The sequence below is a fragment of the Acinetobacter sp. YH01025 genome, from assembly GCF_013420185.1.
Classification (GTDB): Bacteria; Pseudomonadota; Gammaproteobacteria; order Pseudomonadales; family Moraxellaceae; genus Acinetobacter; species Acinetobacter indicus.
This window is the reverse complement of record NZ_VOYR01000001.1, coordinates 157,351-172,940: the sequence shown is the minus strand read 5'-3', so window position 1 is coordinate 172,940 and position 15,590 is coordinate 157,351. Positions and strand designations below refer to the sequence as shown.

The window sequence follows — 15,590 nt, the reverse complement described above, 5'->3', positions numbered from 1 at the left end:
GTCCTTGTTCAATATCAGTGTAAGTGAACACGTCTTATGTCTATGCAGCAATCCTACGCAAACATTCTTACTGCCGTTGGTGAAGATTTAAATCGCCCTGGTCTCAAAGATACGCCTATGCGTGCTGCTAAAGCATTTTCGTATTTAACCTCGGGTTATAGCCAGACGTTGGCTGAAGTGACCAACAACGCCGTGTTCCCGTCTGATAACCGTGAAATGGTGCTGGTCAAAAATATCGAATTCTATTCGCTATGCGAGCATCACCTGCTGCCATTTTATGGCCGTGTGCATATTGCCTATTTACCGGAAGGCAATGTTTTGGGACTGTCTAAATTTGCCCGTATTACTGAAATGTTTGCGCGCCGTTTACAGATTCAGGAAAACCTGACCCAGCAGATTGCAGAAGCCGTGGCTGAAGTGACCAAAGCCCGCGGTGTTGCGGTAGTGATTGACTCTGCACACATGTGCATGATGATGCGTGGTGTTGGCAAGCAGGAATCGACCACACGTACCGTGTCATTTATTGGTGACTTTAAAACTGATAAAGATGCACGCCGTGAGTTTTTAAGTGCCGTACCTGAAAGTTACTAAACCTAAATAATGCTGGAGCCTCGACATCTGTTGGGGCTTTTTTATGTCCTGTTTCTTATACTACCGCTGGTTTCCCTGTTATTTTAAGGAATGCAAATGTCTTCAATTTATTTAGCCGGTCAGGGCCTGACCCAAAGTGAATGCAGTGTCGACTTCCCGCGTCCGGATCGTTTGGTCAAAGGCAATCCCAAACGTGATACCTATAGTGCCTATGAACATCCCAATATGAGCTGTGGCATCTGGCAGTGCGAAGTCGGCGCCTGGAATATTGTCTTTGCTGACAATAAACAGGAATTCTTTAATGTGATTGAAGGCGTGGTGCGTATTCATGACCAGCACGGACAATATATTGAAGTTACCGCCGGTCAGGCCGGAATTATTCCACCGGGTTTTGTCGGTACCTTTGAAGTGGTTGCAGCAGTGAAAAAATATTATGTGGTGGTTGAGGCCTAAAATACCGCTTGAGCTTTTTGATGTTTTGGCTGGTTTTATCTTGCTGCTTTGATATAAAAAACGCCCGACAGTTTTGGGCGTTTTTTCATGCCGGGATGAGACTTAAAAGGCTTATTTGGCCAGATAGACCTGATTACGTCCGGCATTTTTGGCGCTATATAAGGCTGCATCTGCGGCATCCAGAAAACGCTGATAATCCGGATGGCCATCATACTGCACTGCGCCAATACTCACGGTAAATTTAAAACTCTCACCTTCAGCAGAACGGATTGGGGTATCTTCAACCCGGCGACGGATGGTTTCGGCAATCATCTGGGCCCGGTTCCAGTCACTATCGACCAGCAGCAATAAAAACTCTTCCCCACCAACCCGGAAAGCATAATCACTGCCCTTGCTCGATTCCAGCAGCACTTCGGCCATAAACTGCAAGGCCAGATCACCGGCGGCATGGCCATAGCGGTCATTAATCTCTTTAAAGAAATCGGCATCAATCGCCAGTAGACTTAAAGGTGAGCGGTTTTTGCGCGAGAACTGGATTTCACGAATCAGGATGGTATTTAAATAACGCCGGTTTAACAGCTGGGTCAGCGAATCATTGCCCGTGCCGATATATTCCGCCACCTGAAACAGCTGATCGACCAGATGCTGGATTTCGCGGTTTTTACAGCGAATCTGCTGAATCAGTAACAGCTTCTGCTGCTGATTGGAAGTGTCCAGCAGCTGCTGGTTCAACTGATCCACCTGATAAATCCGCTGGATAATAAACTCGACCTGCTCGGCGCTGGCAAAAGCATAGGCTGCTTTATGAATGAACCACAGGCCAAATTCAGATTTGGAGAGTGGCGGATGAAACAGCTGTGACTGGTCAGAAAAGGCTTTAAACATCAGCTCATTTTCCCAGTCCAGCAGACAACCGCGCTGGCGGTCTTTTTGCACGGCCACATCCTGCATGGCAGAAAACAGGCGGTAGGTGTGTTTCATATCATTATGAATTTCCACCTTGGCCTCATAAGTGCGGCACATAATTTCCGCGGCCAGGCTCAGCACCTGGGTCATATAATCGGCAGCAGCCAGTACATCGGCCTGCGGGGTTTGCAGAAAAAAGGCAAAACTTTTGCGCTGGATTTCGCGGATGCCGCGAATAATCAGCCAGGAGGGAACGCCAATACGCGCATGCACTTCCCCAACTTTCAGCTGCTTGGCGACAATGGCTTTAAAATCCTGCTTGAACGGAACTGCAAAACTGTCCAGCAGCCATTGCTGCAAGGCATTTTTCAGGCGGCTACGCACCAGTTCATCAGACAGGAAATAAGAGGCTTCCTGCTCCTGCATCATCTGTCGATAAAATTCGGCCACCAGCACCGTGACATGCTGTTGAATGAACTCGAAGCTATAGCTTAAATCGGTTTCAGAAAATTGCCCGCAAATCGCCTGCCACTGCGCTGCAAGTTCCTCTATACGCTCTTGGTTCATACAACCGCCTCACACAGATGAATTACAGCGCAGATTTTAACGCAGCTGTCACATAAGACAATTCTTTTGTGAATTAAATGAATATTCACTTAATAACAATCTGGATTTTCAAGCCTGACTTCACGACTTCAGCTTAAAAGAACCAGGCATAACCAAGACTGGTCTGATGCCAGTCCTGTTGATCCTGCTGCTGATATTCCCAGCCCAGACGAATCGCATGCTGCGGATTCAGCACATATTGCAGCTGGCTGTGCAGTCTCAAATTCCATTGCTGGGCATCTTCCCAGTATGGCAATTCCACTTGCAGCACACTATTCAGCTGCGGACTCCAGATATTCTGGCAGCCCAAGGTGGGTCCGACACCCACGCGCCAGCCACGACCCAGTGCTTTACCGGCCTGTAGATGGTTTTGTAGCTGGGCATAGCAAATATGCTCACGGTCGGCACTGGCCCAGCTATAGCCCATCTGGACCTGTAAATTGGCTACACCATGCTGTTCCTGAGTGCTGAACTGACCATGCTGATCGAGCGCTTCCTGGGTCCAGCCCAGATTAAAACCCCAGGACAATGGTGTTTTAAACGGCGTAATCGGGTTATAGGAGTTCACCGCCAGCACATCGAGCTGACTCAGTTTTAGGGTTTCATCCCGATATTGCAGCGCACCCTGTAAAAATAGCAATTGAGTCCCAGTGCGAAAACCACCTTGCGGATCGAGCAGATCATGATAGGCTTGCCGATGGCCCAGTTCGATAAAGGATTGTCCCTGCACTTCACCAGTGCTTAACGTCAGATTACGCGCATGATGGCCCTGGCTTGGATCAACGTTTGGGACGTCCGGCGCGCGGCGCTGCTTGTCGACCTGAAGCTGGCTTCGCAGGCTGAGTAATTGGCGTAAACGTGGCTGGGCAAAACCGGTTTCGACCTTGCGGGCTAAAAACTGCAGGTACAGATCATCGTAGGCCATTTCCAGTATTTTGGCCTGCTCTAATGCGGTATAAGACTGTAATAACGTATTTAAATCGGCAGATTCGGCAAAAGCCAGCTGATGTGCAGCTTGCGCCAGGTCTGTACCATGCTGGCGGGCTTGAGCCAGTAACTGGGTTTCTAGTGCCGGGCGATAGACCGTGTCTTTGACCAGATCTGAATCTGCCAGCGCCTTGATGGTTTCAACTGGAATCGACGCCACTTTAAACTGTTGCTGTAAATTCAGCTCTGGACGGACCAGATCAATCAGGCCCAATAAACGATAGGCACAGTTATCACTGACAAAATAATAGGGAAAGCTGACGTGCTTCATTTCCCAGATATGTTCCACCAGAAAACGGGTTTCATCCGGGCTTAAATCCAGCTCGTATTCCCATAAATCGCGGCTTTCCAGATCACCATATTCCTTAACCTTGCGGTAATACGGCATGAGGGAATATTCACCCGGATACTGTCCGGTCAGACCTTTCCAGGCATAGGACCAGCTTTGCTCACCCGGCACTGTGGCCGCATAATTTACCGCATAGGAAATCAGGTTCAGTTCCTGCTGATCTTTCGGGTCCAGTCGCAGCAAGGTATGCCCGAACATGGAGCTGGGATTGCCCATAAAATCGGTGGCATAAATTAAAGTGGTTTTGTATGGACGAATCTGGCCAATCCATTCATCCAGTTCCGGACAGGCCACGGCAGCCAGTTCCGTCTGTGGAATATTCAGTTGTTGCACCAGCCAGCGGCTACGTGCCGGAAAACGGCATTGTACCGATTGATTTGGCTCGGCCTGCTGAAACAGCGCTGCAATATTCGCCTGTAATTCCTGATTTAAATCGGGTGTTTTGGCCTCTGTTAAAAAATAGCCGGCATAGCTGACAGTACTCTGCCCGGAAGTATTGGCATACATTAAGCGTTGCCAGGTATTTTGCTGTGCCAGTTGCTGCTGTTCAGCACGCTGGATATACAACTGTGCCGGCGTTGAAGATTCAGAAGAAGACGTCGCGGCATACGCCACAGGAGATAACAAAGCAGCACATACAAAAGCAAGAGGTTTCATTCAGCAGATCAATTCTTATTCGGTTCTTATATAGAGAAAAACCCTGCCAGAAGACAGGGTTTTATGGGATGCTTAATTAGACGTAGGCTTTTAAGATGTCGTCTTGTGCCATCACTGACTGTAAAGAAGCCAGCACTTCAACAGAAGTCTGGTTGTCAGCTGAATAAATTTCAGAGAAGTTTTGTTTGGTCACTGCAAAGAAACGTGCTTTGTCTTCTGCTTTAATGCTCAGTAATTCAGCCAGTACGTTCAGGCTTTCACCCTCGCCTACAGCCATATCACGCGCCAGCGTTTCGGCATTTTCATTGGTAAATGTCACCACTTGCGCAGTTACAGTACCAGTACCGCTACAGCCTAAAGTACCGAAGGTAATACCGAACAACTGGTTTGCAAAAATACCATTGGTTGTAGCAGCTAAAATTTTAGGCACTTTACCAGACTGACCTGCCCAAACTTGAGAACCAATACCACAGCCGGCATCAGCGTCTGCAAATGCTGCTGTTGAACCTGCTGCCAATACTGCTGCCAAAGCTAATTTTTTTAACATAAAAGTCTCCAGAATTTATTATCTGAGTTTGTTATTGTTTCACAATGTGTAATTTTTATTACACTGTTTAAAGATAACGCATCCGCCAGCGAACACAAAACACTTTATACCAAAGTGGAAAAATTATTTTTCTGTATCCTTTAAGTGCGCAGGTTTCAGTTGCCAGATGCCATTTGGCTGACGATCACCCAGAATTTTCAAGACCAGCACCAGACTCAGCAATAACAGCAGATACCAGGACCCCAACTTGCCCCAGCCAACCATATGCCAGCTGTCGACCTGACTTGGATACAGCCAGATCTGGTAAAAGGTGCTGATATTTTCTGCAATCCAGATAATAAAGGCCAGTAACAACAAGACCGGTAACATCGGCAGCTGCATCCGGTGATGCTGCAATTCAAACTGGATACGGGTTTTCCAGAATATCAGTACGCTCCAGGCAAACAGCACATAGCGGATATCCGGCACAAAAAACTTGCTCATAAAATTAATATAAGACAGCACCGCCAGACTCAGCATATTGGCAAAACCCGGCAAGCGAGTAAAAGATACCCGATACAAACGCAAGGACCGGGCAAAGAAACTGCCGACGGCCGAATACATAAACCCGGCAAACAGCGGCACGGTCATAATTTTAAATACGGCCGGCTGCGGATACTGCCAGGACGCAATCGCCGGATGGGTCAGAAAAATTTCCATAATCATCGCCAGCAGATGAAACAGCGCAATGACTTTAGCCTCGGCCCAGGATTCCAGCTTGAGATACAACAGTAAAATCTGGATAAGGACCGCATAAAACAGCAAATAGTCATAACGGAAAAAACCGTAATAGTCCTGGCTACCCAGACTGGCGGTAAAAGCAAAAGCTATCAGCAATAAAATTCCAAATAAGGCAGCCGAAGCTGCCTTATAAGTGAATTCAAAACCTGATTTTAAAATTGTGATCAAGGTTGAATCCTAATATTGTTGCATCTTCTTAAAGGTACTTGGCACTGTATTCATGCACCGTATCAATAAAGACTTTCGGATTGGCCGGATCAACCCATTGGGTAATACCATGTCCAAGGTTGGCAATATAGCCAGTTTTTTCACCATGGGCATAGGCATCATCCAGCATGGCTTTGGTCGCCTTGGCAATTGAGTCCGGGCTTCCATATAACGTGGCTGGATCGAGGTTGCCCTGTAAGGCAGCACGGCCATTCACGGTTTGGCGCGCCACATTTAATGGCGTGGTCCAGTCCAGACCAAAGGCATCGGCACCGGTGGCCACCATTGGCTCCAGCCATTGACCGCCGCCTTTGGTAAATAGAATGACCGGAATTTTACGGCCATCTTTTTCACGTTGCAGACCCGCTACAATCTTTTGCATATAGTTCAGCGAGAACTCGATATATTCACGATGCGCCAGTGCCCCGCCCCAGCTGTCAAAAATCTGTACCGCTTGTGCACCAGCATCAATTTGCGCATTCAAATAGTCAATCACGGCGACTGCCAGACGGTCGAGCAAGGCATGCATCACTTCCGGCTGGGCATACATCATCTGCTTGGTAAAGCGGAAATCCTTGCTTGAACCACCTTCAACCATATAAGTCGCCAGCGTCCACGGACTGCCAGAAAAACCAATTAACGGCACCTGTCCGCCCAGAGCCGAACGAATGGTCGACACCGCATTCATGACATAGTCCAGATCTGACTTGGCATTAAAATTCGGCAGATTGGCGACATCCTGCTCGGTACGCACAGTTTTATGAAACTTCGGACCTTCACCAGCTTCAAAGTACAAACCTAAGCCCAAAGCATCCGGTACGGTTAAAATATCGGAGAATAGAATGGCTGCATCCAGCTCATAACGGCGCAAAGGCTGTAAGGTCACTTCACAGGCAAATTCGGTATTTTTGCACAAGGAAAGAAAATCTCCGGCCTTGGCACGGGTTTCACGATACTCAGGCAGATAACGTCCTGCTTGACGCATCATCCATACCGGCGTGGTATCTACGGGTTCACGCAACAAGGCACGTAGAAAACGATCATTTTTTAAGGCCGTCATTTACTTTCCTAACTTCGACTGAATCTTGCATCCATCATATCAAAAAGGCAGAAATTTTAATAACTTCTTTAGTCCTTTAAAAATGCCGGACTGTAAAAGATAAAAGTGATATTTACACAAAACAGATACTGCATCTCCTCATTTTTTCTGTAATACTTGTGTAGTTTTTAAAATGTAAATGAATAATTCTTAAGGTTGACTTACATGTTCGTTCGCACAGTACTCGCCATGAGTTTAAGTTGCATGTTTGCTGGTACAGCCCTGGCTGCAACCACTGCTGAACAGCCGTTGAATCCTCAATTGATTAGCGATACAGCGGTTGAAGATCCGATTGATCCGCTTGCAACAGACGCATCAGCGGCAGTCGTACCTTCAGAAGTTGAAACGCAAATTACGCAACAAGAAGAACAAGATTTAAACAAGGCTTCAGCGACCCTTGAAGACCTGCAAAATGCCGAAGATACCCAGGCTGATATCGGCAGCGCACCGACAACTGCTGCGCCTGCAACGACTTCAGCCAGCACAGCGCCAGCCAAAGCCTCCTGGACTTTAGATGGCCTGAACAATGCCAGCTGGTATGAAAATATTGGCAAAGGCCAGTTCCCGGTCTATGCGCGCGCGCATGTGATGCTCAATAATGCTCATGCTTCTCCGGGTGCGATTGATGGAACCAGCGGTAAAAATACCCTGAAAGCGATTGCCTCTTTCCAGCAGATGAACGGGATTAAACCGACCGGTGTGCTAACGCAGGAAACCTGGGATGCTTTAATTGCCCGTCAGGGTTCAAAACCGGCTTTCGTGGAATACACCATTACTGAAGATGACCTGAAAGGTCCGTATGTGAAATCAATTCCGGGCGATTATGCACTGCAAGCCAAAATGAAAGGCCTGCACTACACCAGCGTCACTGAAATGCTGGGTGAAAAGTTCCATATGGATGAGAACTTCCTGAAAAAGCTCAATCCAAATGCCAACTTTAACAAAGCCGGTCAAAAACTGATTGTGGCCAATGTGCGTAATGACCTGCCGGAAGATATCCACCTGATTGTGGCGCACAAAGGCGCTAAGCAGCTGTATCTATTTAACAGCCGCAACCAGATGATCGCATCATTCCCGGCCAGTATTGGTAATACCAACACCCCTTCACCAACCGGGACTTATAAAGTGACTGGTGTGGCACCAAACCCGTGGTACAGCTACTCGCCAAGTAACTTTATCCAGGGCAAAAACATGAAGCCACTGTCCTTACCACCAGGTCCAAACGGTCCAGTGGGGAATATCTGGATTGGTCTGAGCAAAAAATCCTTTGGTATTCACGGTACGCCAAACCCGTCGATGATTTCTAAATCCTATTCGCATGGCTGTATCCGTCTGACCAACTGGGATGCCAACGACCTGGGCCGTAAAGTCCGTTCAGGGGTTACGGTTAAATTCCTCGAATAATCTGCTTATACCCCATAAAAAGCCTGCCGATGCAGGCTTTTTTGATTACGGAGGTTTGAATCTATGACGTTGCGAATCTGGAACGATATGTTGCATTCCATGCCTAGAACAGGCACCAGGTAAAACACTAAGATAGCCTCAAGCTCAAAAAGAATTAGAGGATTATCTGATGAACGCCTACTTACATCGTAGTGAAGAACGTGGTCATGTTAAAGCCGGCTGGTTAGACACCAAACACAGCTTTTCATTTGGCAGCTGGTACAACCCGAAATACATGGGTGTGAGTGTGCTTCGTGTGATTAATGATGACCGGATTGCTGCCCACAATGGTTTTGGTACCCATCCGCATGACAACATGGAAATTTTAACCTGTGTACTGGATGGCACCATTTCACATAAAGACAGCATGGGCAATGAACGGCATATCAGTGCGGGTGAATGGCAGCTGATGAGCGCCGGAACCGGGGTTCAGCACAGTGAAATCAACCAGGGCGATGTACCAGTGCATATGCTGCAAATCTGGATTCATCCAAATGTGCGTGATGCAGAGCCAAATTATCAGCAAATTAAACTCGACCCACGTGAACAGCCGAACCAATGGCACCTGATTGTTGGCCCGAACGAGCAGGCTCCAATGCATATTCGCCAGCAGGCTGAAGTGAAAACCGCGGTACTTGAAGCCGGCCAAAGCCTAAACGTACAGGCGACCCAGCAGCTCAACTATGTGCATGTGATTCGTGGTGAAGTGCAGATTGGTGAACATACGGTTAAAGCTGGTGATGCACTGTTATTCGCGGAACATGCGGATATTCAGGCAACCGAAGAAAGCCAGATGATCTGGTTTGACTTACCGGGCAAATAAACCCGTCCTTCTCTCCCAAGGGCCATGATGATTTTGGCCCAATAGCCGCTCCATTGAGCGGCTATTTTTATGTCTTAAAGCCGGCCTTGATTGACTTTTACCTGAGTGTGAACAGCCTGTTTAAGCTGCACCCTTTGCAGCAACTCAAATACCATTTATGAAAATAAACTGAATAAAATCGGCCGATCGCCTGTAACCCGATAAAACTCTCAAAACTGAAACTATTTACATTCTCATTGGTAAAAACACTCTACATGAGAAAAATTCTCAGTTATGATAACTGCATAAAAATCATCCTGTGAATTGACCATGAATGCTTATACTGCAGCTCAGGCCAATGTCTTGACCATTCGGCAACTGAGCAAACAATTCGGCTCGCGTTTTGCGGTGCATCAGGCCAGCTGGTCTGCACAGCGCGGACAGATTCTCTGCCTGCTGGGCCATTCTGGCTGTGGCAAAACCACCATGCTTCGTCTGATTGCCGGATTAGAAACCCCAAGCAGTGGCTCAATCCAGCTTGAACAGCAAATCCTGTGGAATGAACAGCAACAGATTCCAGCCGAAGCGCGCAATATTGGCCTGGTGTTTCAGGACTATGCCCTGTTTCCGCATTTAAGCGTACTGGACAATGTCATGTTTGGCCTGAAAAAACTGCCCAAAGCACAGCGTCAGGCGGTGGCCGAACAGGCGCTACAGCATGTTTCGATGCAGCATCATCTGCACAGTTATCCCTATACCCTGTCTGGTGGCGAGCAGCAGCGCGTGGCCCTGGCCCGTGCCCTGGCACCTAAACCGCAGGTGCTCTTGATGGATGAACCTTTTTCCAATCTCGATCATCGCCTGCGTGACCAGATCCGGCAAAATACCATCGAAATTCTGAAGCAGACCGGCACCACCACAGTTATTGTTACCCATGATCCGGAAGAGGCGCTGCAAATTGCCGATCAGATTATCCTGATGCATCAGGGTGAAATTATTCAGATCGGTACGCCGAAAGCCCTATACCGGCAGCCAGCCACCTTATTTGCCGCCCGTTATTTTTCTGCCCTGAATGAAATTCCGGCGCAGCGTGTCGCGCAGCAATTACAGACCTGTTTTGGCGCACATCCCATCAGTGAAGCGCTGGCGCATCACCAAGAGCCAATCCGCTGCTGTTTCCGTCCACATCAGGTGCAGGTGTTTAGCCAGCCGACTACCGGTGCAATCCCGGCGACCGTGCTGTCCTCCAGCTTTATGGGGCATGCCGAACAGCTACGCCTGCAACTGGACCCCGAGACTATTATTCTGGCGCAGGTCAGCCCGGCACAGACCGCTTATCAGGAACAGGTTTATGTGCGCCTCGATCTGCAGCAGTGTTTTTTCTTCGCTCAAGATTCACAGCCGAAAGCCCATACAACCACCACGGCTGAAGTGGCCAACGCTTTTTAAATTGACAATAAGGAATGAAAAACGATGAAAGTAACAATCAAAATTCCACTGCTGGCCAGCGGCCTGCTGGCGCTGAGCGGTCTGGCGCAAGCCGCGCAGGTAAACCTGTATACCACGCGTGAACCGGTGCTGATTCAGCCCTTATTAAAAGAATTTACCGAAAGCAGCGGCATTAAGGTCAATACCGTGTTTATTAAAGATGGTCTGCTGGAGCGAGTGAAAGCTGAAGGACGCCGTTCACCGGCCGATGTGATGCTGACCGTCGATTTTGGCAATCTGGTGGATCTGGTCGAAGCGGACCTCACCCAGCGCGTGAATTCCAAAGTATTAAATAATGCCATTCCGGCCAATTTACGTGCAGCCAATGGCCACTGGTATGCCCTGTCAATGCGTGCCCGTGCAGTCTATGCCTCCAAAGAACGTACGCCGCTGAACGCCATTCATTATGAAGATCTGGCCAATCCGCAATGGAAAGGTAAAATCTGTATCCGTTCGGGTAGCCATCCCTACAATACCGCGTTAATTGCCGCCTATATTGCCCATCATGGTGAAAAAGCGGCAGAAACCTGGTTACGCGGCGTTAAAGCCAATCTGGCGCGTCCAGCCAGTGGCGGTGACCGCGATGTGGCGCGCGATATTCTGGGTAAAATCTGTGATATTGGTGTGGCCAATACCTATTATGTGGGCACCATGCGCAATGGCAATGCTGAACAGCAGCGCTGGGGCAATGCCATTAATGTGGTGTTACCGCGCTTTAAAAATGGCGGCACCCATGTCAATGTCTCAGGTGCAGTTGTAGCCAAACATGCGCCAAACCGCAAAGAAGCGGTACAGTTACTGGAGTTCCTGGCCTCAGATCAGGCCCAGGCCATGTATGCACAAAGTGGTTATGAATATCCCGTCAAACCAGGCGTGAAGATTGATCCGATTATCGCCAGTTTCGGCAAGTTAGATATTGATTCACTGCGTTTAAGTGAGATTGCTCGCCATCGTAAGGCAGCCAATCTGCTGGTTGATAAAGTCCAGTTTAATCACTAAACCTGAATCATCAGATAGCGCGGGCAGACTGCTGCTCGTGCTATCAGTCTTATGTCCATGTCCAGCCTGTTGATCCCCCGATGACCCAGAAAAAATCTCCTGTAACTGCACTTTTTTCACTCAGTGGCCTGTTTACCCTGCTGGCCTGTCTGCCTGTGCTGGCTTTGCTTTGGACGGCCTTACAGGGCAATAGCGAGATTTGGGACCATCTGCTGCAATATGTGATTCCTCCCACCCTGATTGAAACCGGCCTGTTGCTGTTTGGTGTCGGGATTCTGACGATTCTGATTGGTACCGGCAGTGCCTGGCTGGTCACGGCCTATCAATTCCGTGGCCGTGGTTTTCTGGACTGGGCACTGTTACTGCCCTTGGCCGTACCGACCTATATTATTGCCTATAGCTATATTGATATTTTGCATCCGATTGGTCCTGTGCAGACCCTGCTGCGGGACTGGCTTCAGCTAGAAATGCAGCAGCTCTGGTTTCCGAATATCCGCTCGCTCTGGGGCGCGATTTTTCTGCTTAGTTTTGTGCTGTATCCCTATGTCTATTTAAGCACCCGTGCCATGTTCCTGATGCAGTCAGCCAGCCTGATTGAAGTAGCGCGCAGTCTGGGATTAAAACCGGAACAGGTATTTTTCCGGGTTGCGATTCCGCTGGCTCGCCCGGCCATTGCGGTTGGTGCCAGTCTGGCCCTGATGGAAACCATCAATGATATTGGTGCCACCGAATTTCTGGGCATTAAAACCCTGACCCTGTCGATTTATTCGACCTGGACCAACCAGTCCGATCTGGCCAGTGCCGCCCAGATTGCAATTTTTATGTTGCTGATCATTAGCCTGCTGGTACTGGCAGAACGGCTGGGACGACGCAAACAGCGCTATATGAACTCGGCCCAGCGTAGCCGGCTGATGCCCGCCCAGCCAGTGACCGGCGCCAAAGCCTGGCTGCTATTCGGCCTAGGGCTGATTCCGGTGATTATTGGTTTTCTGATTCCGATCAGTCATTTACTGGTCGAATCTTATCAGCGTTTACAATATGCCGGTTTCTCTGAATATCTGCTGCAAGCCTCAATCAATACGCTTACCTTAGCCAGTATTGCCACTTTTGTGACCATGCTGATTGGCTTTATGATTGTGAGTACCGCACGGTTTAGCCGAAGCAGCTGGCTAAGCCGGGTTGCCAGTTTGGGCTATGCCATTCCGGGCACCGTACTGGCCATTGGCCTGATGCTGTCTTTGGGCGCGATTGATCACGCCGTGGCGGATTTTCTGGAATTCCAGCTTGGTCTGGATACCGGCCTGCTGTTTTTAGGCACCAGTTTCACCTTAATTTACGCCTATGCGGTACGCTTTCTAGCCATTTCAATTGGCGGGATTGAATCGGGGTATAACCGGATTCATGGCGTTTTTGATGATGCCGCACATAATCTGGGCCAGAGCAAAGGCGGGATTCTGACCCGTATCCATTTGCCTTTATTACGTCCTGCACTGATTTCAGCAGCCTTACTGATTTTTGTGGATTGTATGAAAGAGCTGCCGGCCACATTGTTGCTACGTCCGCTGAATATGGAAACCCTGGCCACGCAGTTATATACCGAAGCCTCACGTGGTACCTATGAAGAAGGCGCAATTGCAGCCTTATTGATTGTTCTGGTCGGACTGATTCCAGTGATTTTACTGGCACGGTTGGGGAAAACTGTACGTTAATCTGAACTAGATGAACTGGCTAAACTCTGCTTCAACATTGAGTGCAAGTTTAGCCTTCTCTCTTTTTATAGTGAAAATCGTTTAAAGATAATAGCCTTATAAAATAGAGATACACTTTTGATTTTTAATAAGCTTGGGATAAAGAATTTTATTCAGAAATAGTTTAGGCAGATAGTGCTTAGAATATTATCCTTAAATCCAATTATTTTTTTATTATTCAATAATAACTAAGAATCAAGAATTAAAAACCAATTATTCATCCGTTTAAAAAAATAAAACGGACAATAAAATACTTGGATTGTTAAGAGAAAATGCACGTATCTCAATTACAGAAATTGCGCAGAAAACCCGAAATTCCCGGGCCACGGTTCAAAAGCGAATCGAGTACATGGAAGCGACTAGCATCATTACCGGCTATACGGTACGCATTAAACCGAACCTGAATCCGCAGCTTATTCAGGCCTGGATGAGTATTATGGTGGAAGGCAACAAGGCACAGGCCGTCATCAAGGAGCTACGTCTCGATCCGGCTATTCAGACCTTACATACGACGAATGGCAAATGGGATTTACTGGTAGAAATCCAGTCCGACAATTTGGTGAATTTTGATTTAATTTTAAGTCGGATCAGAAGTATTTCAGGGATTTATAACAGTGAAACCAATATATTACTGTCAACCTATAAAATTTAAATAATTGATTTTAATCTTCATCTGTCGCATATACATTGCGACAGGTGAAAGATTATCGATGATTATTTTATAGAAAAGCAATCTATATAAATATTCGTTTTTCATATTTTATGGTTTTTTATTTTTAGATATTCGAAGCAAAATAATATATCTTAAAGGTATTTATATAATACCTATAAAATATGTTTAGCTCTCCTCTTTAAAATAAATCAGTTCCATATAAAGAATATAAAAATAAAACGGAGCGCAATAAAAAAAGCCCTGACAATGTCAGGGCTTTTTGAATTTGGCGGAAGCGGTGAGATTCGAACTCACGGAGGACTCACACCCTCGTCGGTTTTCAAGACCGGTGCATTAAACCACTCTGCCACGCTTCCAATGGCGGCTATCATATAAAGAAAATTTTAACTTGGCAAATATTTTTCCAGGTTTTCGCAACCGACTGTACAAAATAAAATCAAAATCGTTTAATTTGCTGAATTTTCAAACTTTTCATAGCGAATGTCGACAATATACCAGTGTTTTGCACCTGATGGCGTCTGCACTACTGCTTCATCATCCACACTTTTGCCCAGCAAGGCGCGCGCCATTGGCGAGTCAATTGAAATATGTTGTGGATGATGATCATAAATTTCATCAACCCCGACAATTCTTAGGGTTTTCTGCTCGCCATCATCATTTTCAATATCGACCCAAGCGCCAAAATAGACCTTGCCCTCCTGTTCAGGTGAAAAATCAATAATTCGCAGCTCTTCCAGCCGCTTGCCGAGGTAACGTACCCGACGGTCAATCTTGCGCAGCAGCTGCTTGTTATATTGGTAATCGGCGTTCTCCGAACGATCGCCGAGACTGGCCGCCCAGTTCACTTTTTTGGTAATTTCAGGGCGTTCTTCATGCCACAAATGCTGAAGTTCCGCGACCAGTTTGTCATGTCCACCACGGGTAATTAAGCTCGATTTCATGGCCTTTAACAGCAGAAAAATATGCCTGTAGCTTACCAAAAACTGCTGCCTTCTCCCCAATTACTCCACTTTTAAAGTTTAAAAAATATTTTTCCTAAATAGAATCATTTACTTATGAAACAGTTTTTTATTTTTTTATGGACAAAATTTGACAACTCAAATTTTGGTCTTTATTATGCGCACATCTTTTAATTATGATCATTTTTTAACCTGTGTGGCGTAGCCACATTTTTTATCTTTCATCCCATGTCATTTTGAATGACGTCATGAGTGCCCACCCTCTTATTGAATTTATCAAACTTGAAAAAGTCTGA

Annotated in this window: 13 protein-coding genes, 1 tRNA gene and 1 pseudogene; 8 read left to right on the top strand and 7 right to left on the bottom strand. The window is 47.1% G+C overall.

Features of this window, described 5'->3' with window-relative positions:
- The first annotated feature begins 42 nt into the window (after positions 1 to 42).
- Positions 43 to 591, top strand: coding sequence for a GTP cyclohydrolase I FolE (folE, locus tag FTT89_RS00790; protein ID WP_005176473.1), 549 nt, complete (start codon positions 43 to 45; stop codon positions 589 to 591).
- A 96-nt stretch (positions 592 to 687) separates the two neighbouring features.
- Positions 688 to 1,044, top strand: a complete 357-nt coding sequence (locus FTT89_RS00785) for a cupin domain-containing protein (protein ID WP_005176472.1) — start codon at positions 688 to 690, stop codon at positions 1,042 to 1,044.
- Between the two features lie 111 nt (positions 1,045 to 1,155).
- Here the strand turns inward: FTT89_RS00785 and FTT89_RS00780 are convergent, their stop codons facing one another.
- The 5 genes from FTT89_RS00780 to hemE all read right to left on the bottom strand — a co-directional run bounded on the left by FTT89_RS00780 (position 1,156) and on the right by hemE (position 7,143).
- The gene (locus tag FTT89_RS00780; protein ID WP_104473477.1) at positions 1,156 to 2,517 is read right to left on the bottom strand and encodes a diguanylate cyclase; all 1,362 of its coding nucleotides are present in this window, start codon (positions 2,515 to 2,517) and stop codon (positions 1,156 to 1,158) included.
- A 133-nt stretch (positions 2,518 to 2,650) separates the two neighbouring features.
- A complete protein-coding gene (locus tag FTT89_RS00775; RefSeq protein ID WP_180006714.1) occupies positions 2,651 to 4,549 on the bottom strand; it encodes a DUF4105 domain-containing protein in 1,899 nt (632 codons plus the stop codon).
- Positions 4,550 to 4,625: 76 nt separating this feature from the next.
- Positions 4,626 to 5,096, bottom strand: a complete 471-nt coding sequence (locus tag FTT89_RS00770; RefSeq protein WP_005176467.1) for a DUF3015 family protein — start codon at positions 5,094 to 5,096, stop codon at positions 4,626 to 4,628.
- Positions 5,097 to 5,219: 123 nt separating this feature from the next.
- Complete coding sequence (locus FTT89_RS00765; protein ID WP_016659970.1) at positions 5,220 to 6,044, bottom strand: DUF817 family protein; 825 nt, start codon at positions 6,042 to 6,044, stop codon at positions 5,220 to 5,222.
- Between the two features lie 28 nt (positions 6,045 to 6,072).
- Positions 6,073 to 7,143: a uroporphyrinogen decarboxylase gene (hemE, locus tag FTT89_RS00760; RefSeq protein WP_168398982.1), complete on the bottom strand. Its 1,071-nt coding sequence runs from the start codon at positions 7,141 to 7,143 to the stop codon at positions 6,073 to 6,075.
- A 204-nt stretch (positions 7,144 to 7,347) separates the two neighbouring features.
- Between hemE and FTT89_RS00755 the strand changes: the two genes are divergently transcribed.
- The 6 genes and pseudogenes from FTT89_RS00755 to FTT89_RS00730 form a co-directional block, all read left to right on the top strand.
- Complete coding sequence (locus FTT89_RS00755; protein WP_016659969.1) at positions 7,348 to 8,586, top strand: L,D-transpeptidase; 1,239 nt, start codon at positions 7,348 to 7,350, stop codon at positions 8,584 to 8,586.
- Positions 8,587 to 8,755: 169 nt separating this feature from the next.
- A complete protein-coding gene (locus FTT89_RS00750; RefSeq protein WP_005176460.1) occupies positions 8,756 to 9,448 on the top strand; it encodes a pirin-like bicupin family protein in 693 nt (230 codons plus the stop codon).
- A gap of 309 nt (positions 9,449 to 9,757) precedes the next feature.
- Positions 9,758 to 10,876, top strand: coding sequence for an ABC transporter ATP-binding protein (locus FTT89_RS00745; RefSeq protein ID WP_168398984.1), 1,119 nt, complete (start codon positions 9,758 to 9,760; stop codon positions 10,874 to 10,876).
- 24 nt (positions 10,877 to 10,900) lie between these two features.
- Positions 10,901 to 11,914, top strand: a complete 1,014-nt coding sequence (locus tag FTT89_RS00740; RefSeq protein WP_016659966.1) for an extracellular solute-binding protein — start codon at positions 10,901 to 10,903, stop codon at positions 11,912 to 11,914.
- Between the two features lie 80 nt (positions 11,915 to 11,994).
- The gene (locus FTT89_RS00735; protein ID WP_180036424.1) at positions 11,995 to 13,623 is read left to right on the top strand and encodes an iron ABC transporter permease; all 1,629 of its coding nucleotides are present in this window, start codon (positions 11,995 to 11,997) and stop codon (positions 13,621 to 13,623) included.
- A gap of 271 nt (positions 13,624 to 13,894) precedes the next feature.
- Positions 13,895 to 14,314, top strand: a pseudogene (locus FTT89_RS00730) (Lrp/AsnC family transcriptional regulator); the annotation flags it as partial.
- Between the two features lie 287 nt (positions 14,315 to 14,601).
- Here the strand turns inward: FTT89_RS00730 and FTT89_RS00725 are convergent.
- A tRNA-Ser gene (locus FTT89_RS00725) sits at positions 14,602 to 14,691 on the bottom strand.
- A 90-nt stretch (positions 14,692 to 14,781) separates the two neighbouring features.
- Positions 14,782 to 15,276, bottom strand: coding sequence for a transcription elongation factor GreB (gene greB / locus FTT89_RS00720; protein ID WP_005176376.1), 495 nt, complete (start codon positions 15,274 to 15,276; stop codon positions 14,782 to 14,784).
- Between the last annotated feature and the right edge of the window lie 314 nt (positions 15,277 to 15,590).

What these genes read in the sequence shown, in the direction of transcription:
- folE (WP_005176473.1), top strand. Translation starts at nt 43, where the DNA reads ATGCAGCAATCCTACGCAAACATTCTTACTGCCGTTGGTGAAGATTTA.
- FTT89_RS00785 (WP_005176472.1), top strand. Translation starts at nt 688, where the DNA reads ATGTCTTCAATTTATTTAGCCGGTCAGGGCCTGACCCAAAGTGAATGC.
- FTT89_RS00780 (WP_104473477.1), bottom strand. Translation starts at nt 2,517, where the DNA reads ATGAACCAAGAGCGTATAGAGGAACTTGCAGCGCAGTGGCAGGCGATT.
- FTT89_RS00775 (WP_180006714.1), bottom strand. Translation starts at nt 4,549, where the DNA reads ATGAAACCTCTTGCTTTTGTATGTGCTGCTTTGTTATCTCCTGTGGCG.
- FTT89_RS00770 (WP_005176467.1), bottom strand. Translation starts at nt 5,096, where the DNA reads ATGTTAAAAAAATTAGCTTTGGCAGCAGTATTGGCAGCAGGTTCAACA.
- hemE (WP_168398982.1), bottom strand. Translation starts at nt 7,143, where the DNA reads ATGACGGCCTTAAAAAATGATCGTTTTCTACGTGCCTTGTTGCGTGAA.
- FTT89_RS00755 (WP_016659969.1), top strand. Translation starts at nt 7,348, where the DNA reads ATGTTCGTTCGCACAGTACTCGCCATGAGTTTAAGTTGCATGTTTGCT.
- FTT89_RS00750 (WP_005176460.1), top strand. Translation starts at nt 8,756, where the DNA reads ATGAACGCCTACTTACATCGTAGTGAAGAACGTGGTCATGTTAAAGCC.
- FTT89_RS00745 (WP_168398984.1), top strand. Translation starts at nt 9,758, where the DNA reads ATGAATGCTTATACTGCAGCTCAGGCCAATGTCTTGACCATTCGGCAA.
- FTT89_RS00740 (WP_016659966.1), top strand. Translation starts at nt 10,901, where the DNA reads ATGAAAGTAACAATCAAAATTCCACTGCTGGCCAGCGGCCTGCTGGCG.
- FTT89_RS00735 (WP_180036424.1), top strand. Translation starts at nt 11,995, where the DNA reads ATGACCCAGAAAAAATCTCCTGTAACTGCACTTTTTTCACTCAGTGGC.
- greB (WP_005176376.1), bottom strand. Translation starts at nt 15,276, where the DNA reads ATGAAATCGAGCTTAATTACCCGTGGTGGACATGACAAACTGGTCGCG.